Genomic DNA, 24329 nt, shown 5'->3' with positions numbered 1-24329 from the left:
CGGAGCCTACTGGTCCTGGGCAGCCTCGGTGGCCAGCACATCCGCATCGAAGCAGGTGCGGTCGCCGGTGTGGCAGGCGGCGCCGACCTGGTCGACCCGGACCAGGAGGGTGTCGGCGTCACAGTCCAGGGCCACCGACTTGACGTGCTGGACGTGGCCGGAGGTGTCTCCCTTGACCCAGTACTCCTGGCGGCTGCGGGACCAGTACGTGCAACGGCCGGTGGTGAGGGTGCGGTGCAGGGCCTCGTCGTCCATCCAGCCGAGCATCAGCACCTCGCCGGTGTCGTACTGCTGGGCGATGGCGGGGACCAGGCCGTCGGCGCCGCGCTTGAGGCGGGCGGCGATGGCGGGGTCCAGGGCGGGGGTGGTGTCCGGAGTGGCGGCGCGGCTGCTCATGGTCTCCATTGTGCCGTGCGGCATCCTGCACCCATGCATCATCAGCAGCCGCCCGTGCCGCCACCGCCGCCGGACCCGGACCGCGCCGCGCGGGTGGCGGCGCGGGTGCTGGCGGCGGTGTTCGTGGCGGCGGTGGTGGTGGCCGTGGTGGTCGTGGTGGTGGTGTTCCACTTGTGAGGCGAAGGGCGGAGCGGGCTCACACCCCCAGCTTCGCCGCCATCAGCCGGCCGATCGCGTCCTTGTCGCCGTCCAGCTCCACATCGGCGGCCTCCTGCCGGCCGAAGGCGAACATCGTCAGCTCGCCCGGCTCGCCGACGACCGTGACCACCGGGGTGCCGCGGTGGGCCACCGCCGTCCGCCCGTCGGGCCGCCGCAGCACCAGGCCCACCGGCGCCTTACGGCCCAGCACCCGGGCCATCTTCTCGATCCTGGACCACAGGGCGTCCGCGAACACGGGGTCCAGCGCGCGCGGGGCCCAGTCCGGCTGGGCGCGCCGTACGTCCTCGGCGTGGACATAGAACTCGACGGTGTTGGCAGCCTCGTCGATCTGCTTCAGTGCGTACGGCGACAGCCGCGGCGGGCCGGTCCTGATCAGCCGGATCAGCTCCTCGTACGGCCGGCCGGCGAACTCCTTCTGCACCCGCTCCAGACGTGCGGCCAGCGGTTTGACGAGGATCCCGCCGGCCGCGTCGGCGCGCCGCTCGCGCACCACCACATGCGCGGCAAGTTCCCGGGCGGTCCAGTCCTCACACAGCGTCGGCGCCTCGGGGCCGGCGCTCTCCAACAGGTCGGCGAGAAGGAGCCGTTCACGCTTCGCATGGGTCGACATGCGGCCAGCCTACGACCGGCTGTGGCCCCCTGCCATGGGGCCGCGCCCCTGATCGACCCCGCTCCCCCCGTCTGCCGGGCCGTATCCGTTCAGGGCCCGCCCGGCTCCAGGTGGTCCATCAGGATGCGCTCCAGCTCCCGGGCGGCGCGCGGCGGGGAGACATCGCCCCGGTGGGCGACGGACACCACACGGTGCATCCCGGGCGTCGAGAAACGGGTGACGCGCAGGCCGGAGCGTTCGGCGACCATGCTGGGGACCACGGCGATGCCCAGCCCGGCCCGGACGAAGCCGAGGACCGCGTCCATCTCGCCGCCCTCGACGGTGAAGGTGGGCTCGAAGCCGGCCGCGCGGCAGGCCGCGGTGGTGAATTCCCGCAGGTCGTAGCCGCGGCGGAACATGGCCAGCGGCCGGCCTCGGAGATCCTCGACCCGGATGCGGGTGCGCCGGCCGACGGGGCCGGGGCGGTCGGGGGCGGAGACCACGACGAGTTCCTCGCGCAGCAGGTCGGACGTGACCAGGGCGGGGGCCTGGACCGGGAGCGGGGTGATGATCAGCGCCAGGTCCAGTGCGCCGTCGGCCAGCGCCCGGACGAGGTCCTGCGAGCCGTCCTCGGTGACGATCAGCTCCACGCCCGGGTAGGTGGTGTGGAAGGCCCGCAGGACGTCGGGGACGAGGCTGGCGCAGAGGCTGGGCGGGGCGCCGAGACGCAGCCGGCCGCGGCGCAGCCGGGCGACCTCCTGGACCTCGCGGCGGGCGGTCTCGGCATCGGCGAGGATGCGCCGGGCGAGCGGCAGCAGGGTCTCCCCGGCGTCGGTGAGGGTGATGTGGCCACGGGCGCGGTGGAACAGCTCCGCGCCCAACTCGCGTTCCAGCGACCGGATCTGCTGGGAGAGGGAGGGCTGGGCGACATGTTCGCGCTCGGCGGCGCGGGTGAAGTGCCGGGTGTCGGCCACGGCGGTGAAGTAGCGGAGCTGCTGCAACTGCATAAGAGGAATGCTAGGCGGCGGCGATAGGCCCTGCCTATGGAGATGAGCCGGACCATGTCTTGGACTGATGGGAGGCGAGGTCCTTACCGTCGGGACCCATGGCACTGGACACACGGACGGATCGACGGCCGTCCTTCGCGGGCCTTCTGTGGCGCTCGACCGTCGGCAAGAAGACGGCGATGGCCGTCAGCGGCATCGTGATGCTGCTGTATCTGGTCGTCCATATGCTGGGCAATCTCAAGATCTTCTTCGGGGCGGCGGACTTCGACGCCTACGCCGCCTGGCTGCGCACCATCGGCGAGCCGTTCCTGCACCACGAGTGGTTCCTGTGGATCGCGCGGGTGGTGCTCCTCGCCGCGGTGGTGGTGCATGCGGTGGCCGCGTACCAGCTCAGCCGGCGGGACATCGCCGCCCGGCCCACCCGCTATGCCCACCCGTCGCCCGGCCACCACCCCCGGCCGGGGCGCTTCGCGCCGCACCTCCTTCTGCGCCGCCGCCCGAGCTACGCCACCCGGACGATGCGCTGGGGCGGTGTCATCCTCGGCCTGTTCATCGTGTGGCACATCCTGGACCTGACGACGCTGACGGTGAATCCGCGCGCCGAGGCCGGCCACCCGTACGCGAACGTGGTGGCGACCTTCTCCACCTGGTACGGCAACACCGTCTACCTCGTGGCGATGCTGGCCCTCGGCCTGCACATCCGGCACGGCTTCTGGAGCGCCGCGCAGACGCTGGGAGCGGGCCGGCCCGGCCGCGACCGGACCCTCAAGACCCTGGCGAACACTCTCGCCGCCGCCCTGACCCTGGGCTTCATCGCCGTCCCCGTCTCCGTGCTGACCGGAGTAGTGAGCTGACATGACTTCGACCGCCGACAGGACGCCGTACGGCAGCTACGCCGACTACACGACCGGTACGCCCGTCGCCGACGCGGCGGCCCCCGACGGGCCGATCGCCGAGCGCTGGGACCGCCGCCGTTTCGAGGCCAAACTCGTCAACCCGGCCAACCGCCGCAAGCACACCGTCATCGTCGTCGGGACCGGGCTCGCGGGCGGCGCGGCCGGTGCCACCCTCGCCGAACAGGGCTACCACGTCGAGCAGTTCTGCTACCAGGACTCCCCGCGCCGCGCGCACTCCATCGCCGCCCAGGGCGGGATCAACGCCGCGAAGAACTACCGCAACGACGGCGACTCCATCCACCGGCTCTTCTACGACACCGTCAAGGGCGGCGACTTCCGCGCCCGGGAGTCCAATGTGCACCGGCTGGCACAGATCTCCGTCGAGATCATCGACCAGTGCGTGGCCCAGGGCGTGCCGTTCGCCCGCGAGTACGGCGGCCTGCTCGACACCCGCTCCTTCGGCGGCGTCCAGGTCTCCCGTACGTTCTACGCCCGCGGCCAGACGGGGCAGCAGCTGCTGCTCGGTGCCTACCAGGCGCTCTCCCGGCAGATCGCGGCCGGCAGCGTGCGGCTGCACGCCCGTACCGAGATGCTCGATCTGATCGTCGTCGCCGGCCGCGCCCGCGGCATCGTCGCCCGCGATCTGGTCACCGGCCGGATCGAGAGCCACCTCGCGGACGCGGTGGTGCTGGCGTCCGGCGGCTACGGCAACGTCTTCTATCTGTCGACGAACGCCATGAACTCCAACGCCACCGCCGTCTGGCGGGCCCACCGGCGCGGCGCGTACTTCGCCAACCCCTGCTTCACCCAGATCCACCCCACCTGCATCCCGCGCACCGGCGACCACCAGTCGAAGCTGACGCTGATGAGCGAGTCGCTGCGCAACGACGGCCGTATCTGGGTCCCGAAGGCCAAGGGCGACACCCGCCCGCCCGCCGGGATACCCGAGGACGAGCGCGACTACTACCTGGAGCGCCTCTACCCGTCCTTCGGCAACCTGGTCCCCCGCGACATCGCCTCCCGCGCCGCCAAGAACGTCTGCGACGAGGGCCGCGGCGTCGGCCCCGGCGGCCAGGGCGTCTACCTCGACTTCGCCGACGCCGTCGCCCGGATGGGCAGGGCCGCGGTCGAGGAGAAGTACGGCAACCTCTTCGACATGTACGCGCGGATCACCGCGGAGAACCCGTACGAGGTGCCGATGCGGATCTACCCCGCCGTGCACTACACCATGGGCGGCCTGTGGGTCGACTACGACCTCCGGACCACCGTCCCCGGCCTGTTCGCCATCGGTGAGGCCAACTTCTCCGACCACGGCGCCAACCGCCTCGGCGCCTCCGCCCTGATGCAGGGCCTCGCCGACGGCTACTTCGTCCTCCCCTCGACCATCAACGACTACCTGGCCCGCCATCCGCAGCACGACACGCTCACGGCCGAGCACCCCGTCGTACAGGAAGCGCTGGCCGAGACCGAGGACCGGCTGAACCTGCTGCTGGCCGTCGACGGCGACCGCACGCCCGACTCCTTCCACCGTGAGATCGGCACACTCATGTGGGAGTACTGCGGGATGGCCCGCACCGAAGAGGGGCTGCGCAAGGCCCTCGACCGGATTCCGCAGATCCGCGACGAGTTCTGGCGCCGCATCAAGGTGCCGGGCACCGGCCAGGAGTTCAACCAGTCCCTGGAGAAGGCCAACCGCGTCGTCGACTACCTGGAGCTCGCCGAGCTGATGTGCCTCGACGCACTGCACCGCGCCGAGTCCTGCGGCGGCCACTTCCGCGTGGAGTCGCAGACCCCGGACGGCGAGGCCGCCCGCCGGGACGACGCGTTCTCCTACGCGGCCGCCTGGGAGTTCAGCGGCACCGGCGCGGCCCCCACCCTGCACAAGGAAGACCTGGTCTTCGAGTACGTCCACCCCACCCAGCGGAGCTACGCATGAAGCTCACCCTGCGCATCTGGCGCCAGAAGAACGCCGACGCCCCCGGCGCCCTGTCCACGTACGAGGTGGACGGCATCTCGCAGGACATGTCGTTCCTGGAGATGCTCGACACCCTCAACGAGGAACTCCTCCTGGGCGGCGACGATCCGGTCGCCTTCGACCACGACTGCCGCGAGGGCATCTGCGGCGCCTGTTCGCTCGTCATCAACGGCGAGGCGCACGGCCCCGAGCGCACCACCACCTGCCAGCTGCACATGCGGTCCTTCCGGGACGGCGACACCCTCGACATCGAGCCCTGGCGCGCCGCCGCCTTCCCCGTCGTCAAGGACCTGGTCGTCGACCGCTCCGCCTTCGACCGCATCATCCGGTCCGGCGGCTACATCAGCGCCCCCACGGGCGCCGCCCCCGAGGCGCACGCCACCGCCGTGCCCAAGCCGGCCGCCGACGCCGCCTTCGAACACGCCGAGTGCATCGGCTGCGGCGCCTGCGTGGCGGCCTGCCCCAACGGCTCGGCGATGCTCTTCACCGCCGCCAAGGTCGTCCACCTCAACTCCCTCCCCCAGGGCGCCCCGGAGCGGGAGAGCCGCGTCCTGGACATGGTGGGACAGATGGACGCGGAGGGGTTCGGCGGGTGCACGAACACGGGGGAGTGTGCGACGGCCTGCCCCAAGGGGATTCCGCTGTTCAGCATCTCCACGATGAACCGTGAGTTCGTCCGGGCGGCACGGAAGGGGCGCTGAGACGGGAGGGACGCCGAGACGGCAAGAACGCCGAGACGCCAGGAACGCCGAGTCAGACCGCGGCGGTCCCGATGAGCCCTTCCCGGGTGACGAGCGCGGCCAGCTCCGCCTCGCTCTTCCCCGCGGTGCCCTCGGGCTGCCGGGGCAGGACCATATAGCGGCTCTCCGCACTGGAGTCCCACACCGTGATCGCGGTGCCGTCCGGCAGCTCCAGCCCGAACTCGGCCAGCACGGCCCGCGGTTCGCGCACCACCCGCGAGCGGTAGGCCTCGCTCTTGTACCAGGACGGCGACGGCCCCAGCAGCCCGATCGGATAGCAGGAGCACAGCGTGCACACGAGGACGTGGTGCGTGGTGGCGGTGTTCTCGACGACCTTGAGCCGCTGCTCCTGGATGCCGCCGGCCATCGAGAGCCCCACCTCGGGCAGCGCCGCGTTCGCATCGGCCAGCAGCCGCCGCCGGAACCCCTCGTCGGTCCAGGCCCGCGCCACGATCCGCGCCCCGTTGACCGGCGAGGCCCCCTTCAGCATCGTGGCGAGCGCCTGGTCCAGCTGCGCCTCGCCGACCACTCCTGCCGCGATCAGCCGCTCCTCCAGCCGCCTGACCCGCGCCGCCACCGGCACACTCGTGTGCTCGCCGCTCATGCCCCGTCCTTCCGCACCCGCTCGATGTACGACTCCCAGAGGTCGACCGTCACCTCGTGACCGCCCTCGCCCCACAGATCGCCCGCCGCGAAGGCCACGGTGTAGACGGGCTCCACCCGCGGCTCGGCAACCCCCGCCGCGCTCTCGTCCGCGAGCGCCCAGCGCCCCTGGCACTCGACGATCCGCCCCACCTGCCCGCGCACATAACGCGGCACCCGCGTATGCCCCACCGGATCGACGGCGCGTACCCGTACCCGCTCCCCCGCCCGGAACTCAGCCATCGCCGAGCAGCCCCCGTTCGGCCAGCAGCGTCTCGATCGCGTGCAGCCACCGCTCGTAGTACGACGCCGCCAGATACTCCTGCGGGGCCATCCGCTCGACGGCGTCCCGGAACTCGTCGAGCCGGTAGACCCCGTTCCGTACCAACGCGGAGTTCAGCGCGAACACCCGCGCCTCCCAGTCGGCATGGAACGGCGGCTCGTCCGCCTCGATCTCCAGAGCGCCGAACCCGGCCTGGCCACCCACATCGTTGACACGGCTCATGGGGCGAGCCTAGGGGGTGCCGCCCCGGTCTCCGTGGATCAGCCTGCGGAGACGGGGGGCACCCCGAGGGCGCGAGGGCGTCAGCGCACCGGGTGCCCCGCCCCCCGGAGGGCTTCCTTGACCTGGCCGATGCGCAGATCGCCGAAGTGGAAGACGGAGGCGGCCAGCACCGCGTCGGCGCCGGCGCCGACGGCCGGGGCGAAGTGGTCCAGCTTGCCGGCCCCGCCGGAGGCGATCACCGGGACGGTGACGTGCTTGCGGACGGCCTCGATCATCTCGACGTCGTAGCCGTCCTTGGTGCCGTCGGCGTCCATGGAGTTGAGGAGGATCTCGCCGGCGCCCAGTTCGGCGGCGCGGTGCGCCCATTCCACGGCGTCGATGCCGGTGCCGCGGCGGCCGCCGTGGGTGGTGACCTCGTATCCGGACGGGGTCCCGGCGTCGGTGCGGCGGGCGTCGACCGAGAGGACCAGGACCTGGCTGCCGAAGCGTTCGGCGATTTCGCGGATCACGTCGGGGCGGGCGATGGCGGCGGTGTTGACGCCGACCTTGTCGGCACCGGCCCGCAGCAGCTTGTCGACGTCCTCGGGGGTGCGGACGCCACCGCCGACCGTGAGGGGGATGAAGACCTGTTCGGCGGTGCGGCGGACCACGTCGTAGGTGGTCTCGCGGTTGCCGGAGGAGGCGCTGATGTCGAGGAAGGTCAGCTCGTCGGCGCCCTCTTCGCCGTAGATCTTCGCCATCTCGACGGGGTCGCCGGCGTCCCGCAGGTTCTTGAAGTTGACGCCCTTGACGACCCGGCCGTTGTCGACGTCCAGGCAAGGGATGACTCGGACCGCCAGGGTCATGTCGGTTCAGGCTCCTTCAGGGGTGCCGGGGTCGCGCCCCGGGAGGCTCACGTCTCGGAATGCTTCGATTTCCACTTCCACCAGGACGCGGGAGTCGACGAAGCCGGAGACCACGACGAGGGTCGAGGCGGGCGGCGCTGCCTCGAACAGCTCCCGGTGGGCGCGGCCGGCCGCATCCACATCGCGTAGGTGGGTGAGGTACATACGGGTGCGCAGGACCGCGTCGGCGCCGAGGCCGAAGGGCCGCAGCGCCGCCAGCGCGTTGGTGAAGGCGGCCTTGGTCTGTACGTAAGGGTCGCCCTCACCCTGGAGGACGCCGTCGACCAGTGGCATCGTGCCGGCGACCAGGACGCGGTCGCCGGCCGCCACGGCGCGTGCGAAGCCGATCTTCTCTTCCCAGGGACTGTCGGTCCGTACGCGCTCGATGGTCATCATGCGGCCTTTCGTTCGCCGTTACGACACTGCTGCCAGCGCCTCTTCGAGGGTGAATGCCTTCGCATAGAGCGCCTTGCCGACGATGGCGCCCTCGACACCTTCCGGTACCAGCGAGGCCAGCACCCGCAGGTCGTCGAGGGAGGAGACACCGCCGGAGGCGATGACGGGGCGGTCGGTGGCCGCGCAGACGTTCTTGAGCAGCTCGACGTTGGGGCCCTGGAGGGTGCCGTCCTTGTTGATGTCGGTGACGACATAGCGGGCGCAGCCCTCGGCGTCGAGGCGGGCCAGCGTCTCGTAGAGGTCGCCGCCGTCGCGGGTCCAGCCGCGGCCGCGCAGCGTCGTACCGCGCACGTCCAGACCGACCGCGATCTTGTCGCCGTGCTCGGCGATGACCTTGGCGACCCACTCGGGGGTCTCCAGCGCGGCGGTGCCGAGGTTGACCCGGCGGCAGCCGGTGGCCAGGGCCGCGGCGAGCGTGTCGTCGTCGCGGATACCGCCGGACAGCTCGACCTTGATGTCCATGGACCGGGCGACCTCGGCGATCTGCGCCCGGTTGTCACCGGTGCCGAACGCCGCGTCGAGGTCGACGAGGTGCAGCCATTCGGCGCCGGCCCGCTGCCAGGCGAGGGCCGCCTCCAGCGGGTCGCCGTAGGAGGTCTCGGAGCCGGACTCGCCGTGCACGAGGCGGACGGCCTGGCCGTCGCGGACATCGACGGCGGGGAGGAGTTCGAGCTTCGATGCGTTCGGCATTACAGGGTCTCGATCCAATTGGTCAGGAGCTGGGCACCGGCGTCGCCGGACTTCTCGGGGTGGAACTGGGTGGCCCACAGCGGGCCGTTCTCGACCGCGGCCACGAACCGCTCGCCGTGCGTGGCCCAGGTGACCTTCGGCGCGGCGATGTGCGGGTTGCCGACCTCCAGCTCCCAGTCGTGCACCGCGTAGGAGTGCACGAAGTAGTAGCGGGCGTCGGCGGGCTGTCCGGCGAAGAGCCGCGAGCCCTCGGGGGCGTCGACGGTGTTCCAGCCCATGTGCGGAACGACCTCGGCCTTGAGCGGGCCGACCGTGCCGGGCCACTCGTCGAGGCCCTCGGTCTCGACACCGTGCTCGATGCCGCGGCCGAAGAGGACCTGCATACCGACGCAGATGCCCATGACGGGGCGTCCGCCGGACAGCCGGCGGCCGATGAGCCACTCGCCGCGGGCCTCCCTGAGCCCGGCCATGCAGGCGGCGAACGCGCCGACGCCGGGGACCAGCAGCCCCTCGGCGTTCATCGCCCGGTCGAAGTCACGGGTGATCTCCACATCGGCGCCGACATGCGCCAGGGCGCGCTCGGCGGAACGGACGTTCCCGAAGCCGTAGTCGAAGACGACGACCTTCTTACGGGATGCCGGGGCGGTCAATTCCATACCTCCAGCCGCAGGACGCCGGCGACCAGACACAGCGCCGAACCGAGGGACAGCAGCACGATCAGGCCCTTGGGCAGCTGCTGCTTCCAGAACGAGTAGACACCGCCGAGAAGGAAGAGCCCGAGGAGGATGAAGACGGTGGAAAGACCGTTCACTGCATCCTCCGGTTCTCCCCCAGACTCCGTCCGGGGGCACCCCCATCTCCGCCCGCGCGGCGCTGAGGTGCGGGCATCGTGGTCGTCTGCGGCCCGGCGGCCGCGCGTGCGTCGCTCACAGGGCTACAGGGCTCCCTTGGTGGAGGGGATGATCCCGGCCGCGCGCGGGTCGCGCTCGCTGGCGTAGCGCAGGGCGCGGGCCAGCGCCTTGAACTGGCACTCCACGATGTGGTGGGCGTTGCGGCCGTAGGGGACGTGGATGTGCAGCGCTATCTGGGCCTGGGCGACGAACGACTCGAAGATGTGCCGGGTCATCGTCGTGTCGTAGGAGCCAATCATCGGCGCCATGTTCTCCGGCTCGGTGTGCACCAGGTAGGGGCGGCCGGAGAGGTCGACGGTCACCTGGGCGAGCGACTCGTCCAGGGGCACGGTGCAGTTGCCGAAGCGGTAGATCCCGGACTTGTCACCGAGGGCCTGCTTGAAGGCGGCACCCAGCGCGAGGGCGGTGTCCTCGATGGTGTGGTGGGTGTCGATGTGCAGGTCGCCGTCGGTCTTGACCTTCAGGTCGAACAGACCGTGCCGGCCGAGCTGGTCGAGCATGTGGTCGTAGAAGCCGACACCGGTCGAGACCTCCACCTCGCCCCTGCCGTCGAGGTCGATCTCGACGAGCACGGACGTTTCCTTGGTCGTGCGCTCCACGCGTCCTACGCGGGTCATCGCTTGCTCTCCTTCAGTACTGCGCGAACCGCGTCGAGGAACGCGTCGTTCTCGGCCGGGGTGCCGGCGGTGACCCGCAGCCAGCCCGGTACGCCGTTGTCACGGACCAGCACGCCGTGGTCGAGGATCGCCTGCCAGGTGGCGTGCGCATCGTCGAAGAGGCCGAACTGCACGAAGTTGGCGTCGGAGGCGACGACCTGGCAGCCGGTCGCCCGCAGCTCGTTGACCAGGCGGTCCCGCTCGGTCTTGAGCTGCTCGACGTACTTCAGGAGCGTGTCGGTGTGCTCCAGCGCGGCGAGCGCGGTGGCCTGGGTGACGGACGAGAGGTGGTACGGGAGCCGGACCAGCTGCACCGCGTCGACCACGGCGGGGTCGGCGGCGAGATAGCCCAGCCGCAGGCCGGCGGCACCGAAGGCCTTGGACATGGTGCGGGAGACGACCAGATTCGGCCGGCCCTCGATCAGCGGCAGCAGCGAGGGGTGGTGGCTGAACTCGCCGTAGGCCTCGTCGACCACGACCAGGGCGCCGGCACCGTCGGCACGGGCCGCCTGCGCCGCTTCGTACAGCGCGAGCACCGTCGCTTCCCCTACGGCGGTGCCGGTCGGGTTGTTCGGCGAGCAGATGAAGACCACGTCGGGCCGCTGCTCGGCGATCGCCCGCTCCGCCGCCTCGACGTCGATGGTGAAGTCTTCGTTGCGCGGGCCGGAGATCCAGCCGGTGCCCGTGCCGCGGGAGATCAGCCCGTGCATCGAGTACGACGGCTCGAAGCCGATGGCGCTGCGGCCGGGGCCGCCGAAGGTCTGGAGCAGCTGCTGGATGACCTCGTTGGAGCCGTTGGCGGCCCAGACCTGGGTGGCGGCGACCTCGTGTCCTGCGGTGCGGGTGAGGTAGCGGGCCAGCTCGGTGCGCAGCTCGACCGCGTCCCGGTCGGGGTAGCGGTTGAGCTGCCGGGCGGCCTCGGTCACCCGCTCGGCGATCCGCCGGACCAGCGGCTCGGGCAGCGGGTAGGGGTTCTCGTTGGTGTTCAGGCGCACCGGGACGTCCAGCTGCGGTGCGCCGTAGGGGGACTTGCCGCGCAGCTCGTCCCGGATGGGGAGATCGTCGATACGGGTCACGTGCCTGCTCACTTGCTCTGCGGGACCTTCCATTCGAACCTGGCCTTCAGCGCGGCGCCGTGGGCCGGGAGGTCCTCGGCCTCGGCGAGGGTCACCACATGGTGGGCGACCTCGGCCAGTGCGTCGCGGGAGTAGTCCACGACATGGATGCCGCGCAGGAAGGACTGCACGGACAGGCCCGAGGAGTGGCAGGCGCAGCCGCCGGTGGGCAGGACGTGGTTGGAGCCGGCGCAGTAGTCGCCGAGGGACACCGGGGCGTAGGGGCCGACGAAGACCGCGCCGGCGTTGCGGACCCGGGCGGCGACGGCGGAGGCGTCGGCGGTCTGGATCTCGAGGTGTTCGGCGCCGTAGGCGTCCACGACCTTGAGGCCCTCGTCGATGCCGTCGACGAGAACGACGGCGGACTGCTGTCCGGCCAGCGCCTCGGTGATCCGGTCGATGTGCTTGGTGGCCGCCACCTGCCGCTTGAGCGCGTCCTCGACGGCGTCGGCGAGCTCGGTGGAGTCGGTGACCAGGACGGCGGCGGCGAGGGTGTCGTGCTCGGCCTGGCTGATCAGGTCGGCGGCGACGTGCTCGGGGTCGGCGGTGGCGTCCGCCAGCACCGCGATCTCGGTCGGTCCGGCCTCGGCGTCGATGCCGATACGGCCCTTGAGCAGGCGCTTGGCGGAGGCGACGAAGATGTTGCCAGGGCCCGTGACGAGGTTGACCGGCAGGCACTCCTCGGTGCCGTACGCGAACATCGCGATGGCCTGGGCGCCGCCGGCGGCATAGACCTCGTCGACGCCGAGCAGGGCGCAGGCGGCGAGGATCGTCGGGTGCGGCCTGCCGCCGAACTCCTTCTGCGGCGGGGAGGTGACGGCGATGCCCGTGACACCGGCTTCCTGCGCCGGGACGACGTTCATGACGACGGAGGACGGGTAGACCGCCAGGCCGCCGGGGACATAGAGGCCCACCCGCTCGACGGGCACCCAGCGTTCGGTGACCGTGCCGCCGGGGACGACCTTGGTCGTGACGTCGGTGCGGCGCTGTTCGCGGTGGACGATCCGGGCGCGCCGGATGGACTCCTCCAGGGCGGCCCGGACGGCCGGGTCCAGCTCCGCGAGCGCGCTCTGCATGGCCTCGGCGGGCACCCGTACGCGCTCGATCTCGACGCCGTCGAACCGCCGCGCGTAGTCGATCAGCGCCGCGGTGCCGCGATGGCGTACGTCCTCGCAGATGGGCCGCACCTTCTCCAGGGCGGCTTCCACGTCGAACTCGGCACGGGGCAGCAGGTCGCGCAGGGCGCCGCCCTCGGGGAGGGCGTCACCGCGCAGATCGATTCGGGAGATCACCCTCCCAGTGTCTCAGACCCGCTCCTGGGCCCGAGCGGCCGTATCACTCAGTGATACACAGCGGCACACGCTCCGGACACGCCGTCACCAGGCCGCCTGAAGTTGACCGGAGTTGGCCCTGACCACGCGTGTTCAAGCAGTCACGGGGCGGGCAAGGGCCACGTGACGGCGTACGGGGACGCCTGTGGGACGCATCACGACCCGTGCACGAAATGCGTCCGAACAGGTTGCGACACACCACGGGAGAGCAAGGGGGATCCACAGTGACCGAGCCCGGGGACGGCGACGCGCCCGCCGACCTTCAGCTGACATCGGCGGAATGGAGCATGTGGCAGGCCTTCCGCAACGGCAGCACCTGCGATCTGCACATCGGCGATCCGGCCCGCGACGATCCGCACGGGCAGCATCTGTGGGGTCCGGAGCGCCGGGTGCGGGCCCGGGTCGTGGCGCTGCTGCTGCTCGACGGGCCGCCACCGCAGCCCGGCCGGGTCTCCGCGCTCAAGATCACCGGTGCGTACATCACGGACACTCTCGACGTTGCGGGCGGCACGATCAAGCCATTCGTCGAACTGCGGGACTGCCGCTTCGAGGCCGAGGTGGTGCTGCCGGAGAGCCGGTTCACCACGCTGCGGCTGGTGAACTGCGCGATACCCCGGGTGGAGGCGGCCCGGCTGCACACCGAGGGCGATCTCCATCTGCCGCGCTGTGTGGTGCACTCCGGCATCCGGCTCACCGACGCGCACATCGGCACGGATCTGATGCTCAATCAGGCCGTGGTGCACAAGGACCGCCAAGGCCGGTCGATCATGGCGGACGGGATGACCGTCGCCCAGGACCTCCAGGCCGAGATGATGGAGTCCTACGGCGAGCTGTCGCTGCGCGGCGCCACCATCGGCGTGTCGCTGAGTCTGCGCGGCAGCAGGCTGAGCAATCCGTTCGGCCGCCGGGCGCTGAACGCCCCGCAGCTCACCGTCGAGCGCACCCTCTATCTGACCGCAGCGGGCCTGGCCAACTCTCCGTTCTCCAGCAGCGCCACTCCCCCGTACGGCATCGCGCACACCCCCTCGCGCGGCACCCGCATGCAGCGCTTCGAGTGCGAGGGCGGGATGCGGCTGGACGACGGGCGGTTCGGCGACGCGGTCGACTTCGAGCACGCCCGGTTCATCATGGAGTCCGACCAGGAGCTGTCGCTGCGCCGTATCCAGACGCCCGAGCTGCGGTTCCTCGGCGAGCGGCCGCAGCGCGGCCGGGTGATCCTCTCCGGCGCCCGGGTGGTCAATCTCGTCGACAAGTCGGCGAGCTGGCCGGGGCTCGGCGGGCTGTGGATGGCCGGGTTCGCCTACGAGACGCTGATCCCGCGCGGCCACTTCCCGCTCTCGCTGCGGCTTCAGTGGGTGGCCGCGGCGACCCCCGAGTACGCTCCCGAGCCGTACGAGATGCTCGCCACCTCGCTGCGCACCACCGGTGAGGACTCCGATGCCCGCGAGGTGCTGCTGGCCAAGCAGCGGCGGCGCCGCGAGACACTGCCGCTGGCGGCCAAGGCCTGGGGCTTCCTTCAGGACTGGACGGTGGCCTACGGCTACCGCCCGGGGCGGGCCGCGGTGTGGATGGCCATCCTGTGGGCGATCGGGACGCTCTACTTCTCGATGTCCCCGCCGCCGCCGCTGAAGGCGGGCGAGGCGCCGCCCTGGAATCCGTATCTCTACGCCCTGGACCTGCTGCTGCCGGTGATCGACCTCAATCAGGGCGCCGCCTGGAAGCCGGGCGGCGGTGCGCAGTGGGCGGCCGCCATCCTGATCCTGGCGGGCTGGGTGCTCGCCACGACGGTCGCGGCCGGCGCGTCCCGGCTGCTGCGACGGCAATAGCGGGGGTACGGGTGGTGGCCCCGGCCGCCACAGGCTCTAGGCTTACGGGCTGTGACCTCCGTGCGCCTACCGCTCTTCCCGCTGAACTCGGTGTTGTTCCCGGGACTCGTGCTCCCGCTGAACGTCTTCGAAGCGCGGTACCGGGCGATGATGCGCGATCTGAGCGCCGTGCCCGAGGACGACCGCCGCTTCGCGGTGATCGCGATCCGGGACGGCCGGGAGGTCGCCGCCACCGCACAGGGCATGCCGGACGCCACCCTGCCGGCCGCGGAAGGTCCCGCGGCGGGCTTCGGTGACGATCCGATGCGGGCGTTCCACGCCGTGGGCTGTATCGCCGACGCGGCGACCATCCGGGAGAAGTCCTCCGACGACGACACCGGCTACGAGGTCCTCGCCACCGGCATCACCCGCTTCCGGCTGCTGTCCGTGGACGCCTCGGGCCCGTATCTGACCGGCGAGCTCGAGGAGCTGGAGGACGGCGAGGGAGAGGGCGCGGGCGCGCTCGCCTCGGGCGTCGTCCGGGCCTTCCGTACGTACCAGAAGCGGCTGGCCTGGGCGAACGAGCGGACCCTGTCGAGCGGGCAGGACCTGCCGGCCGACCCTTCGGTGCTCTCGTACCTCGTCGCCGCGGCGGCCGTGCTGGACGTCCCCGCCAAGCAGCGGCTGCTGGAGGCGCCGGACACCGCGTCCCGGCTGGGGCAGGAGCTGAAATTGCTTCGCCAGGAATCGGCGCTGCTCGGTAAGCTCCCGTCGCTGCCGGCCGTGGATCTGACCCGGCAGCCGACCAGCCCCAACTGAACCGCCCGGCCCCCACGACCGGCCCCACTGACGCGAGGCACGAAGACGGTGGCGAAGAAGTCCAAGAAGTCCGTCGGCACCCCGGCGACGGTCGCCCTCACCGCGGCCGGCGTCCCCTTCACCACACACTCCTACGAGCACGACCCGGCCGCCCCGTCGTACGGCGAGGAGGCCGCCGAGGCCCTCGGTGTCGCGCCCGACCAGGTGTTCAAGACACTGCTGGCGGACGTCGACGGCACCCTGACGGTCGCCGTGGTCCCGGTGTCGGGGTCCTTGGACCTCAAGGCGCTGGCGGCCGCGGTGGGCGGCAAGCGGGCCACGATGGCCGACCCGGCCGCGGCCGAGCGCAGCACGGGCTACGTCCGGGGCGGGATCTCGCCGCTGGGACAGCGCAAGCGGCTGCGCACGGTCGTGGACGCCTCGGCCGAGGGCCGGCCGACGGTCTGTGTCTCGGCGGGGCGGCGGGGGCTGGAGGTCGAGCTGGCGCCGGAGGATCTGGTGGCCCTCACGGGCGCGCACCTCGCGCCGATCGCCCGCGGCTGAACGCACTGCGGGACGGCCGGTGGACCGGCCGTCCCGGAGATCCGCGCCGGTCAGTCCGTGGCGGGCGGCTGCGGTGCGTGCGGGTCGCCCGGCCAGTGCGGTGGCTCCGGCTCCGGGTCACGCGGCCCGAACAGCCCGGTCAGCGCCAGCTGGGTGAGCATCGCGGCGATCGGCCAGGCCAGCAGCGCGCCCTTGGCCTGGAGCCGCAGCGGTCCGTTGAAGGTCACACCGGGGCCGGCCTGCTTGGCGTGCGCGGCCACGTCCGGGGTGGGGCCCAGCCACATACCCGTCACCCAGCCGAGCACCGCACCGAGCAGCCCGCCCACGACCAGCGCCACGACCAGCGGAATCCCGCCCCGGCGGCGGAAGAGGAAGACCGCGGCGGCGGTGAGCACACCGAAGCCGAGGCACAGCAGGACGAAGGTGCCGTCCGCGCCGATCGCCTCCTCGCCCTCGGTGTTCTTGAGGTAGACGTTGCGGGTGTCCGAGATCAGCGGGGTATGCGGCGCGAGCCAGTTCCACAGCACGCCGAGCAGTACGCCGCTCACCGCGACCACGAGCGCGATCAGTGCGCCCTCGCGCAGCTCGCGGGCCAGCTCGGGGCCGCCGAGGCCGCCGTGGTCGGCGACGGGCGCGGCCTCGGGGTGCTGCGGCTCTTCGGGCGGTTGGTTGTCGGGTGGCGTCAGCGGTGCGATCACCCCGTCATCGTGCCAGGTGGGGCTGGTGGGACCCGAAGCAGGACGGCCGTTCGGTGTGGTGGAACCCGTCATCGGGTCGCCGCCCGGCGGTAGGCCCAGGTGGCGACGGCCAGCGAGAGCACTCCGACGGCCGCGCAGACACCCAGGTCGGCGCCGACCGCGACCCAGTCGGGATGGGGGTCGAAGCTGCGCGCCAGTGCCTCCACCCCGTAGGTCGAGGGCAGCAGATCGCGGGCCCAGCCGATCACCGAGGGCATCCGTTCGGCCGGCAGCACTCCCAGCAGCAGCGCCGCCGACATACCCAACTGGCCGCAGAGAGTGGCAAGTTCGGGGCGCGGGGCGAGCAGGCCCAGGGCCGCACCGAGGCCGGCCAGCGCCGCCCCGGCGAGCGGGAGCACGGCGGCCAGCACCCACAGATGGGCCATCGGCAGCTGGAAGAGCACACAGCCGGTGACCGCGGTGACCACCGTCCCGGGCACGGTGAACGAGGCGTACGCGGCGGCGGCGCCGAGCACCACGGCGGCCGGCGGCACCGGCAGCGTCGCGTAGTGGTCGAGCCCGCCGCCGGCCCTCAGCTGTCCGAAGTACTGGGCGAGAAGGTTGAGCGCGACGAAGGCGACGACCAGCACGCTGGAGCCGGACACCACGGAACGGGCCGCCTCGCCGCCGTCGACCACCCCGCGCAGCAGGACCATGATCCCGATGGACTGGAAGGTGGCGACGAACAGCAGCGGGATCCGGGCGACCCGGGCCCGGGAGAGCTGGGCGCGGTAGACGGCGCCCAGGGCGGGCACCAGACGGGCGCGCGGCGCCAGCGGGGCGGCCTCCTCGGGCTGTGCCCCGGTGTCCGGGACCACCCCGGCCACCGCCTGCGCGGGAACCACACTCACGCTGTCACCAAGCCTTCCTCGCTGCCCCGTGGTCCTTCATACGTCCGCCGCACCGGCGCCCGTTCACGCCTTGACCAGTCCCTCCGACCGGCCGCCCAGGGCCAGGTACACATCCTCCAGGCTGGGCGTGGCCAGCGTGAAGTCGTCCAGGGCCGCGAAGGCGGGGCCCGCGGTGACCGCGGCGACCGCGGAGCGGGCCCGGTCGGCGGGGAGGCGGAGGGTCCAGCGGCGGCCGGAGGTGTGCGCGTCGGCTTCGAGGGCGGCGACCTCCGGCACCTCCAGCGGCGGGCGGTCGCGCCACACCAGCTCCAGCCGGACTTCCTCGCTCACCATTTCCTTCAGCCCGCCGGGCGTGTCGCAGGCGATGACCCGGCCCCGGTCGATCACCGCGACCCGGTCGAGCACGCTCTCGGCCTCCAGCACGTTATGGGTCACCAGCACCACCGTGGCGCCGCGCTCGGCCCGGCGCCGGTCCACCGCGGCCCACACGGCACGGCGCGCGACCGGGTCCATACCGGTGGTCGGCTCGTCCAGCACCAGCAGCGGCCGCTCGCCGATCAGCGCGGTGGCCAGGCAGGCCAGCCGCCGCTGCCCGCCGGACAGCTTCTTCAGCGGCCGCCCCGTGATGCCCCCGAGCCCCAGCTCGCCGATCACCGCGTCCCGCTCGGCGCGCGCCTCGCGGGCACCGAGGCCGCGCAGCCGTCCGGTGGTCTCCACGGCCAGCGCGACCGTCATCTCGTCCAGGGCGGTGGACTCCTGGCCCAGGTAGCCGAGCAGCCGGGCGGCCCGCTCCGGGTGGCGCACCAGGTCGTGGCCGAGCACGCGGACGCTGCCGGAGTCCGGGCGCAGCAGCCCGGTCAGCTGGCGGACCAGGGTGGACTTGCCGGCGCCGTTGGGCCCGAGCAGCCCGAAGATCTCTCCGCCGTGTACATCCAGGGTGATGCCGTCGTTGGCGCGTACGGCGGACGCCCGTGCCGCCCCGCGGCGCCCGCGCATCGCGGGGTACGTCTTGACCAGGTCCTGTACGGCGCACACCGGCACGCCGCGCTCCACCTGTTTTGCGCCCGTCCTCACGAGCTATGAGGGTACGCGTCCCCGGCCCGCCTCCGGGCCGCGGGGCACCGGCGGGCGGGACGGGGCGCGAGGCGGCCGGGCCGGTCAGTCCCCGGCCGGAGCGTGCTCGGCGGCCGTCCGCAGATCGACCTCGCGCCAGAAACCGGCCCGGATCGCGTAGCGGTCGTGCTCGTCGATCTGGTCGTCCTTGTGGGCGAGCAGCCCGAACCGGGCCGCGTAGCGCAGCAGTTCACCGTCGATGCGGTGCGGGATGCGCGGGTACTCCGTCGACAGCTGCTGGAGATGCGCGGTGTCGGAGAGCCGGTCGGTCCAGCGGCGGGCGAAGACCTGGCCGACCTCGAAGGGGTCGCCGCTGACGGCGGTGATGTCCTCCTCGCGGTCGGCCCAGCGCTGCTCGGCGCTGGTGAGCTGGGCGAGGGTGGGCAGGGCCGCGGTCTCGGAGGGTTCGCCGACCGGGCCGCCGCGCTCGACCCAGCCCTTGTCGGACGACCAGCGCAGCGTGGCACCGGTCGCGGGCGCCTGCGGGGCGGCGCCGCCCGTACCGCCGGGCCCCTGGCCCGCGGCGTGGGCCCGGCCGAGACCGGCCAGGTCCTTGGGGGTGGGCACGACCTTGGAACCGGCGGCGCCGGGCTCGTCGCCGGCGACCGGTGCGCCCTCGGTGCCGGCCGGCGGCCGGGAGACGCCGTTGGCGCCGTTGTGGTCATGGGTGTGCTCGGCGGCTTCCGGGCCGGAATCCGCCGCGGCGGCCGCCGCCGCGACGGCGGATTCCGGCAGCGGCGCGGAGAGGATCGCGGCGATCTCGGGGCGGGGTACGGGTGGCGGGGCACAGGGACCGCCGAGTTCCTTGGCGCGTACCGCGCGGGTGATCCAGGTCCGGTCCAGCACCCGCCGCTCGTCGGCCTCGGCGACCAGGTCCTCGGACTGGTTGTAGTCGCCGTCCGCGGCCTGAACGGCCCACAGGTGGACGGCGACGCCGTGCTCCTTCGCCGACATCAGGCCGGGCAGCAGGTCGCCGTCGCCGGTGACCAGGACGATGTCGGAGCAGGCGCGGTTACGGGCGAGCTCGGTCAGCTCGGCGTGCATGGCGGCGTCCACGCCCTTCTGCGCCCAGCGCCCGTCACTGCGGGTCAGCGCGCCGAGCCGGACGGTGACGCGAGGCATCACGCGCAGCCGTCGGTGCTCGGGTTGCGGGACGCGGTCGGGTGCGCCGTCGAACCAGTAGATCCGCAGCAGCGGGCGTTCGGTGTCCGCCTCGGCGCGCTGGCGCAGGCCCTGGATGAGGGCGGCGTGATCCACCGTGATCCGGGAACGGGCGGGCTCTCCGGCGAGCAGGCTCGCCGCGGCGCCGAGCAAATACCCGGCGTCCACCAGGACGACACAGCGATCCACGATCCACCCTCTTCCCTGAGGTGCTGATGTCCGGTCGCCCCCCGGCTCGGCCCGTGGCACGAGTTTTCTTCGGTTGTCCTTCGAGTCTGCCCGACCCTACGGGCGTTATCTGCCCGAACTCGATCATCGGCGTGGCGGATTCGGCGGGGAGCTTGAGTACAGCGCGTGATCAACCGTATAACGCAGGGTAATTGCCCGAAATGCAGGCGTCTGTCCGTCATGTAAGTCTGGTTCCGGCCCCGATCCTCATTCCCCCTCAGGAGGCACGATCATGGCCAAGGACAAGAAGCAGGACCGCAGTCAGCAGCAGAAGGCGGCATCCGCGGCCGAGCGCGGTCAGCAGGAGGCCCAGAAGGCGAGCCTGGAGGCACAGTCCCAGTCGCGATCGCAGGCGCAGGGCAGCCCGGCCGATGTTGCACGTAAGCACCAGCGGCGCTTCGGTCACAACTGATCCACGCCGTACAGAGTTTGAGGGGCGCGTCCGCTACGGGCGCGCCCCTCGGGATGGAACGGCCGGGGGCCGGTGGATCAGCCCGCCAGACAGGACGGCCCGAGCAGCACCTTCAGATCGCCGAACAGCGACGGGTCGGGCGTGACCCGGTGCCGGTCCAGGCGGAGCACGGTCGTCTTGCGCGCTCCCTGTAGCTTGATCCGCACCTCCGTGGAGCCGCGGTGGCTGCTGAGCACCTCGCCGAGCTTCTCGACCATCGGCGGGGTGACCTTGACCGTCGGAATGGTGATCGTCACGGGGGCGTTGGTGCCGGCCTCCGAGAGGTCGGGGACCATCATCTCCATGGCGACCAGCCGCGGGATGTCCTCCCGCTTGTCGAGCCGGCCCTTGACGAACACCACGGTGTCCTCGACGAGTTGGGTGGACACCAGCTGGTAGGTCGCCGGGAAGAACATGCAGTCGATGGAGCCGGCCAGGTCCTCGACCGTGGCGATGGCCCAGGCGTTGCCCTGCTTGGTCATCTTGCGCTGGAGACCGGAGATGATGCCGCCGATGGTGACGATCGATCCGTCCGAGTAGTCACCGCCGGTCAGCTGGGCGATGGCGGCGTCCGCCTTGTCGGACAGCACATGCTCCAGGCCGAAGAGCGGGTGGTCGGAGACGTAGAGACCGAGCATCTCGCGCTCCTGGGCGAGGAGGTAGGTCTTGTCCCACTCGATGTCCGAGAACTCCACGTCCAGCCCGAAGCCGGGGCCCTCGTCGGCGCTGGTGTCGCCCATGCCGCCGAAGAGGTCGAACTGCCCCTCGGCCTCCTTGCGCTTGACCTGGACGACGTTGTCGATCATCGGTTCGTAGTGCGCCGTCAGACCCTTGCGGGTGTGGCCCATCTCGTCGAAGGCGCCGGCCTTGATCAGTGATTCGGTGGTGCGCTTGTTGCAGACGACCGCGTCGACCTTGTCGAGGTAGTCGGGGAAGGAGAGGTACTTCCCCTTCGCCTTGCGGCACCGGATGATCGAATCGACGACGTTCTGGCCGACGTTGCGGACCGCGGTGAGGCCGAAGAGGATCACATCGTCACCCTGGGCGGCGAAGTTGGCCTCGGACTCGTTGACGTTCGGCGGCAGCACCTTGATGCCCATGCGCCGGCACTCGTTCAGATAGACCGCCGACTTGTCCTTGTCGTCGCGCACCGAGGTCAGCAGCGCGGACATGTACTCGGCCGGGTAATTGGCCTTGAGGTAGGCGGTCCAGTAGGTGACGAGGCCGTACGCGGAGGAGTGCGCCTTGTTGAAGGCGTAGCCGGCGAACGGGACCAGGACGTCCCACAGGGCCTGGATGGCCTGGTCGGAGAAGCCGTTCTTCCGCGCGCCCTCCTGGAAGAGGACGAAGTTCTTCGCCAGCTCCTCGGGCTTCTTCTTGCCCATGACGCGGCGGAGGATGTCGGCCTCGCCGAGGGAGTACCCGGCGATGATCTGGGCGGCCTTCTGCACCTGCTCCTGGTACACGATGAGGCCGTGGGTCAGGCCGAGGACCTCCTTGAGGGGCTCCTCCAGCTCCGGGTGGATCGGGGTGATCTCCTGGAGGCCGTTCTTGCGCAGCGCGTAGTTGGTGTGCGAGTCCATGCCCATCGGGCCTGGGCGGTACAGGGCCGAGACGGCGGAAATGTCCTCGAAGTTGTCGGGCTTCATCAGCCGCAGCAGCGAACGCATCGGGCCGCCGTCGAACTGGAAGACGCCGAGCGTGTCACCGCGGCAGAGCATTTCGTACGTCTTGGGGTCGTCCAGCGGGACGGTGAGCATCTCCAGCTCCACGCCCTTGTTCTTCCGCACCATCTTGACGGCGTCGTCCATGATGGTGAGGTTGCGCAGGCCCAGGAAGTCCATCTTCAGCAGGCCGAGCGACTCGCACTGGGGGTAGTCCCACTGCGTGATGGTGACGTTGTCGGTGTGCCTGACCCAGACCGGGGCGTGGTCGACGATGGGCTCGCTGGACATGATCACGCCGGCCGCGTGCACACCCATCTGCCGGACCAGGCCCTCGACGCCCTTGGCGGTGTCGATGACCTTCTTCACGTCCGGTTCGTTCTCGTACATCCCCCGGATCTCGCCCGCCTCGCTGTAGCGCGGGTGCTTGGGGTCGGTGATGCCGCTGAGGTCGATGCCCTTGCCGAGGACGTCGGCGGGCATGGCCTTGGTGAGGCGGTCACCCATCGCGTACGGGTAGCCCAGGACGCGCGCGGAGTCCTTGATGGCGTTCTTCGCCTTGATCTTGCCGTACGTGCCGATCATGGCGACCTTGTCGGCGCCGTACTTCTCCGTGACATACCGGATGACTTCGACGCGCCTGCGCTCGTCGAAGTCGATGTCGACATCGGGCATGGAGACGCGCTCGGGGTTGAGGAACCGCTCGAAGATCAGTCCGTGCGTGATCGGGTCGAGGTCGGTGATGCCCATGGCGTACGCCACGATCGAACCGGCCGCGGAACCACGGCCGGGGCCGACCGCGATGCCGTTGTTCTTGGCCCACATGATGAAGTCGGCGACCACGAGGAAGTAGCCGGGGAACCCCATCTGGATGATGATGTCCATCTCGTACTCGGCCTGCTTCTGCCGGTCGTCGGGGACACCGCCCGGGTAGCGGCGCTGCATGCCGACCCGGACCTCCTCCTGGAACCAGGTGACCTCCGTGAAGCCCTCCGGGATGTCGAACTTCGGCATCAGGTCGCGCTTCTCGAACATCCCGTCGGTGTTGATCTGCTCGGCCACCAGGAAGGTGTTGGCGCAGCCCTCCTGCCAGGCGTCCGAGGAGTCGATGGCGTACATCTCGTCCGTGGACTTGAGGTAGTAGCCGGTGCCGTCGAAGCGGAAGCGGTCCGGGTCGGAGAGGTTCTTGCCGGTCTGGATGCACAGCAGCGCGTCGTGCGCCGTGGACTCGTGGGCGTAGGTGTAGTGCGAGTCGTTGGTGACCAGCGGCGGGATGCCGAGCTTCTTGCCGATCTCCAGCAGGCCGTCGCGGACCCGGCGCTCGATCTCGATGCCGTGGTCCATCAGCTCCAGGAAATACCGGTCCTTGCCGAAGATGTCCTGGTACTCGGAAGCGGACTTCAGCGCCTCGTCGAACTGGCCGAGGCGCAGCCGGGTCTGGAGCTCACCGGAGGGGCAGCCGGTGGAGGCGATCAGGCCCTCGGACCACTGGGCGATGGTTTCCTTATCCATCCGCGGCCACTTCGTCAGCCAGCCCTCGGCGTAGGCGTCCGAGGACAGCCGGAAGAGGTTGTGCAGACCGGTCTTGTTCGCCGCCCAGATCGTTTTGTGCGTATAACCACCGGAACCGGAGACGTCATCGCGCTTCTGGTGCGGCTGGCCCCACTGGACCTTGCGCTTGTTGCGCCGCGACTCGGGCGCCACATACGCCTCGATGCCGATGATCGGCGTCACCCCGGCCTTCTTCGCCGAGTGGAAGAAGTCGTACGCGCCGTGGAGGTTGCCGTGGTCGGACATGGCGATATGCGTCATGTCCATCTCGTTGCACGCCTTGAACATGTCCGACAGCCGCGCCGCACCGTCCAGCAGTGAGTACTGGGTGTGGACATGCAGGTGCGTGAAGGGGGGCCTGGACGAGGCTGCCACGGCGGAGGACCTCCAAGAG

The 24329-nt window shown here is 71.2% G+C and carries 27 protein-coding genes; 8 read left to right on the top strand and 19 right to left on the bottom strand.

The window, feature by feature from the left end; all coding sequences use genetic code 11:
* Positions 1–6: 6 nt before the first annotated feature.
* Complete coding sequence (hisI, locus tag IF67_RS0123275) at positions 7–396, bottom strand: phosphoribosyl-AMP cyclohydrolase (RefSeq protein WP_030988659.1); 390 nt, start codon at positions 394–396, stop codon at positions 7–9.
* Positions 397–429: 33 nt separating this feature from the next.
* Between hisI and IF67_RS43835 the strand changes: the two genes are divergently transcribed.
* Positions 430–573, top strand: a complete 144-nt coding sequence (locus IF67_RS43835) for a hypothetical protein (protein ID WP_158713146.1) — start codon at positions 430–432, stop codon at positions 571–573.
* Between the two features lie 19 nt (positions 574–592).
* On the opposite strand, the gene IF67_RS0123265 is transcribed toward IF67_RS43835, so the two are convergent.
* A complete protein-coding gene (locus IF67_RS0123265; RefSeq protein ID WP_030988657.1) occupies positions 593–1225 on the bottom strand; it encodes a TIGR03085 family metal-binding protein in 633 nt (210 codons plus the stop codon).
* 89 nt (positions 1226–1314) lie between these two features.
* On the bottom strand, positions 1315–2211 hold the full coding sequence (locus tag IF67_RS0123260) for a LysR family transcriptional regulator (RefSeq protein WP_030988655.1): 897 nt from the start codon (positions 2209–2211) through the stop codon (positions 1315–1317).
* 98 nt (positions 2212–2309) lie between these two features.
* On the opposite strand from IF67_RS0123260, the gene IF67_RS0123255 reads away from it, so the two are divergent.
* The 3 genes from IF67_RS0123255 to IF67_RS0123245 are packed head-to-tail and all read left to right on the top strand — an operon-like array spanning position 2310 to position 5783.
* The gene (locus IF67_RS0123255; RefSeq protein ID WP_030988654.1) at positions 2310–3065 is read left to right on the top strand and encodes a succinate dehydrogenase; all 756 of its coding nucleotides are present in this window, start codon (positions 2310–2312) and stop codon (positions 3063–3065) included.
* Position 3066: 1 nt separating this feature from the next.
* Positions 3067–5043 (top strand): fumarate reductase/succinate dehydrogenase flavoprotein subunit, encoded by a 1977-nt coding sequence (locus IF67_RS0123250; protein ID WP_030988652.1) that lies wholly within the window; start codon positions 3067–3069, stop codon positions 5041–5043.
* Positions 5040–5783 (top strand): succinate dehydrogenase/fumarate reductase iron-sulfur subunit, encoded by a 744-nt coding sequence (locus IF67_RS0123245; protein ID WP_030988650.1) that lies wholly within the window; start codon positions 5040–5042, stop codon positions 5781–5783. Before IF67_RS0123250 ends, IF67_RS0123245 begins: the two co-directional genes overlap by 4 nt.
* 52 nt (positions 5784–5835) lie before the next feature.
* On the opposite strand, the gene IF67_RS0123240 is transcribed toward IF67_RS0123245, so the two are convergent.
* The 11 genes from IF67_RS0123240 to hisD all read right to left on the bottom strand — a co-directional run bounded on the left by IF67_RS0123240 (position 5836) and on the right by hisD (position 12973).
* Positions 5836–6426 carry a nitrile hydratase subunit alpha gene (locus tag IF67_RS0123240; RefSeq protein WP_030988649.1) on the bottom strand — a complete coding sequence of 197 codons (591 nt, stop codon included), beginning with the start codon at positions 6424–6426 and terminating at the stop codon, positions 5836–5838.
* Positions 6423–6707 (bottom strand): SH3-like domain-containing protein, encoded by a 285-nt coding sequence (locus tag IF67_RS45795; RefSeq protein ID WP_030988647.1) that lies wholly within the window; start codon positions 6705–6707, stop codon positions 6423–6425. The genes IF67_RS0123240 and IF67_RS45795 overlap by 4 nt, the downstream gene beginning before the upstream one ends.
* On the bottom strand, positions 6700–6969 hold the full coding sequence (locus IF67_RS45790) for an SH3-like domain-containing protein (RefSeq protein ID WP_030988645.1): 270 nt from the start codon (positions 6967–6969) through the stop codon (positions 6700–6702). Before IF67_RS45790 ends, IF67_RS45795 begins: the two co-directional genes overlap by 8 nt.
* Positions 6970–7049: 80 nt before the next feature.
* Positions 7050–7814 (bottom strand): imidazole glycerol phosphate synthase subunit HisF, encoded by a 765-nt coding sequence (gene hisF, locus IF67_RS0123225; RefSeq protein ID WP_030988643.1) that lies wholly within the window; start codon positions 7812–7814, stop codon positions 7050–7052.
* A 6-nt stretch (positions 7815–7820) separates the two neighbouring features.
* Positions 7821–8246 carry a Rid family hydrolase gene (locus tag IF67_RS0123220; protein WP_051818486.1) on the bottom strand — a complete coding sequence of 142 codons (426 nt, stop codon included), beginning with the start codon at positions 8244–8246 and terminating at the stop codon, positions 7821–7823.
* A gap of 21 nt (positions 8247–8267) precedes the next feature.
* A complete protein-coding gene (gene priA, locus IF67_RS0123215) occupies positions 8268–8999 on the bottom strand; it encodes a bifunctional 1-(5-phosphoribosyl)-5-((5-phosphoribosylamino)methylideneamino)imidazole-4-carboxamide isomerase/phosphoribosylanthranilate isomerase PriA (RefSeq protein WP_030988639.1) in 732 nt (243 codons plus the stop codon).
* Positions 8999–9655 carry an imidazole glycerol phosphate synthase subunit HisH gene (hisH, locus tag IF67_RS0123210; RefSeq protein ID WP_030988637.1) on the bottom strand — a complete coding sequence of 219 codons (657 nt, stop codon included), beginning with the start codon at positions 9653–9655 and terminating at the stop codon, positions 8999–9001. The genes priA and hisH overlap by 1 nt, the downstream gene beginning before the upstream one ends.
* Positions 9646–9810, bottom strand: a complete 165-nt coding sequence (locus IF67_RS44355) for a hypothetical protein (protein ID WP_030085938.1) — start codon at positions 9808–9810, stop codon at positions 9646–9648. The genes hisH and IF67_RS44355 overlap by 10 nt, the downstream gene beginning before the upstream one ends.
* A gap of 123 nt (positions 9811–9933) precedes the next feature.
* A complete protein-coding gene (gene hisB, locus IF67_RS0123200; RefSeq protein WP_030085936.1) occupies positions 9934–10527 on the bottom strand; it encodes an imidazoleglycerol-phosphate dehydratase HisB in 594 nt (197 codons plus the stop codon).
* Positions 10524–11642, bottom strand: coding sequence for a histidinol-phosphate transaminase (locus tag IF67_RS0123195; protein ID WP_030988635.1), 1119 nt, complete (start codon positions 11640–11642; stop codon positions 10524–10526). The genes hisB and IF67_RS0123195 overlap by 4 nt, the downstream gene beginning before the upstream one ends.
* Before the next feature lie 8 nt (positions 11643–11650).
* On the bottom strand, positions 11651–12973 hold the full coding sequence (gene hisD / locus IF67_RS0123190) for a histidinol dehydrogenase (protein ID WP_030988633.1): 1323 nt from the start codon (positions 12971–12973) through the stop codon (positions 11651–11653).
* A 263-nt stretch (positions 12974–13236) separates the two neighbouring features.
* On the opposite strand from hisD, the gene IF67_RS0123185 reads away from it, so the two are divergent.
* The 3 genes from IF67_RS0123185 to ybaK are packed head-to-tail and all read left to right on the top strand — an operon-like array spanning position 13237 to position 16179.
* Complete coding sequence (locus IF67_RS0123185) at positions 13237–14838, top strand: hypothetical protein (RefSeq protein WP_030988631.1); 1602 nt, start codon at positions 13237–13239, stop codon at positions 14836–14838.
* A 51-nt stretch (positions 14839–14889) separates the two neighbouring features.
* Positions 14890–15636, top strand: a complete 747-nt coding sequence (locus tag IF67_RS0123180; protein WP_030988630.1) for an LON peptidase substrate-binding domain-containing protein — start codon at positions 14890–14892, stop codon at positions 15634–15636.
* A 48-nt stretch (positions 15637–15684) separates the two neighbouring features.
* Positions 15685–16179: a Cys-tRNA(Pro) deacylase gene (gene ybaK, locus IF67_RS0123175; protein ID WP_030988627.1), complete on the top strand. Its 495-nt coding sequence runs from the start codon at positions 15685–15687 to the stop codon at positions 16177–16179.
* A 50-nt stretch (positions 16180–16229) separates the two neighbouring features.
* On the opposite strand, the gene IF67_RS0123170 is transcribed toward ybaK, so the two are convergent.
* The 4 genes from IF67_RS0123170 to IF67_RS0123155 all read right to left on the bottom strand — a co-directional run bounded on the left by IF67_RS0123170 (position 16230) and on the right by IF67_RS0123155 (position 20230).
* Positions 16230–16877 (bottom strand): ABC transporter permease, encoded by a 648-nt coding sequence (locus IF67_RS0123170; protein ID WP_037839729.1) that lies wholly within the window; start codon positions 16875–16877, stop codon positions 16230–16232.
* 68 nt (positions 16878–16945) lie between these two features.
* Complete coding sequence (locus tag IF67_RS0123165; protein ID WP_030988624.1) at positions 16946–17767, bottom strand: ABC transporter permease; 822 nt, start codon at positions 17765–17767, stop codon at positions 16946–16948.
* 63 nt (positions 17768–17830) lie between these two features.
* Entirely contained in the window at positions 17831–18841 is a 1011-nt protein-coding gene (locus tag IF67_RS0123160; protein WP_420708707.1) for an ABC transporter ATP-binding protein, read from the bottom strand.
* A gap of 84 nt (positions 18842–18925) precedes the next feature.
* Entirely contained in the window at positions 18926–20230 is a 1305-nt protein-coding gene (locus IF67_RS0123155) for an NYN domain-containing protein (RefSeq protein WP_030988620.1), read from the bottom strand.
* A gap of 271 nt (positions 20231–20501) precedes the next feature.
* On the opposite strand from IF67_RS0123155, the gene IF67_RS0123150 reads away from it, so the two are divergent.
* A complete protein-coding gene (locus tag IF67_RS0123150; protein ID WP_030988618.1) occupies positions 20502–20681 on the top strand; it encodes a hypothetical protein in 180 nt (59 codons plus the stop codon).
* Positions 20682–20758: 77 nt separating this feature from the next.
* Here the strand turns inward: IF67_RS0123150 and dnaE are convergent, their stop codons facing one another.
* Positions 20759–24310, bottom strand: coding sequence for a DNA polymerase III subunit alpha (gene dnaE, locus IF67_RS0123145; protein WP_030988616.1), 3552 nt, complete (start codon positions 24308–24310; stop codon positions 20759–20761).
* Between the last annotated feature and the right edge of the window lie 19 nt (positions 24311–24329).

Source organism: Streptomyces sp. NRRL S-1813 (assembly GCF_000719605.1).
GTDB lineage: Bacteria > Actinomycetota > Actinomycetes > Streptomycetales > Streptomycetaceae > Streptomyces > Streptomyces decoyicus.
This window is presented reverse-complemented; position numbering and strand designations above follow the sequence as displayed.

What these genes read in the sequence shown, in the direction of transcription:
- hisI (WP_030988659.1), bottom strand. Translation starts at nt 396, where the DNA reads ATGAGCAGCCGCGCCGCCACTCCGGACACCACCCCCGCCCTGGACCCC.
- IF67_RS43835 (WP_158713146.1), top strand. Translation starts at nt 430, where the DNA reads ATGCATCATCAGCAGCCGCCCGTGCCGCCACCGCCGCCGGACCCGGAC.
- IF67_RS0123265 (WP_030988657.1), bottom strand. Translation starts at nt 1,225, where the DNA reads ATGTCGACCCATGCGAAGCGTGAACGGCTCCTTCTCGCCGACCTGTTG.
- IF67_RS0123260 (WP_030988655.1), bottom strand. Translation starts at nt 2,211, where the DNA reads ATGCAGTTGCAGCAGCTCCGCTACTTCACCGCCGTGGCCGACACCCGG.
- IF67_RS0123255 (WP_030988654.1), top strand. Translation starts at nt 2,310, where the DNA reads ATGGCACTGGACACACGGACGGATCGACGGCCGTCCTTCGCGGGCCTT.
- IF67_RS0123250 (WP_030988652.1), top strand. Translation starts at nt 3,067, where the DNA reads ATGACTTCGACCGCCGACAGGACGCCGTACGGCAGCTACGCCGACTAC.
- IF67_RS0123245 (WP_030988650.1), top strand. Translation starts at nt 5,040, where the DNA reads ATGAAGCTCACCCTGCGCATCTGGCGCCAGAAGAACGCCGACGCCCCC.
- IF67_RS0123240 (WP_030988649.1), bottom strand. Translation starts at nt 6,426, where the DNA reads ATGAGCGGCGAGCACACGAGTGTGCCGGTGGCGGCGCGGGTCAGGCGG.
- IF67_RS45795 (WP_030988647.1), bottom strand. Translation starts at nt 6,707, where the DNA reads ATGGCTGAGTTCCGGGCGGGGGAGCGGGTACGGGTACGCGCCGTCGAT.
- IF67_RS45790 (WP_030988645.1), bottom strand. Translation starts at nt 6,969, where the DNA reads ATGAGCCGTGTCAACGATGTGGGTGGCCAGGCCGGGTTCGGCGCTCTG.
- hisF (WP_030988643.1), bottom strand. Translation starts at nt 7,814, where the DNA reads ATGACCCTGGCGGTCCGAGTCATCCCTTGCCTGGACGTCGACAACGGC.
- IF67_RS0123220 (WP_051818486.1), bottom strand. Translation starts at nt 8,246, where the DNA reads ATGACCATCGAGCGCGTACGGACCGACAGTCCCTGGGAAGAGAAGATC.
- priA (WP_030988639.1), bottom strand. Translation starts at nt 8,999, where the DNA reads ATGCCGAACGCATCGAAGCTCGAACTCCTCCCCGCCGTCGATGTCCGC.
- hisH (WP_030988637.1), bottom strand. Translation starts at nt 9,655, where the DNA reads ATGGAATTGACCGCCCCGGCATCCCGTAAGAAGGTCGTCGTCTTCGAC.
- hisB (WP_030085936.1), bottom strand. Translation starts at nt 10,527, where the DNA reads ATGACCCGCGTAGGACGCGTGGAGCGCACGACCAAGGAAACGTCCGTG.
- IF67_RS0123150 (WP_030988618.1), top strand. Translation starts at nt 20,502, where the DNA reads ATGGCCAAGGACAAGAAGCAGGACCGCAGTCAGCAGCAGAAGGCGGCA.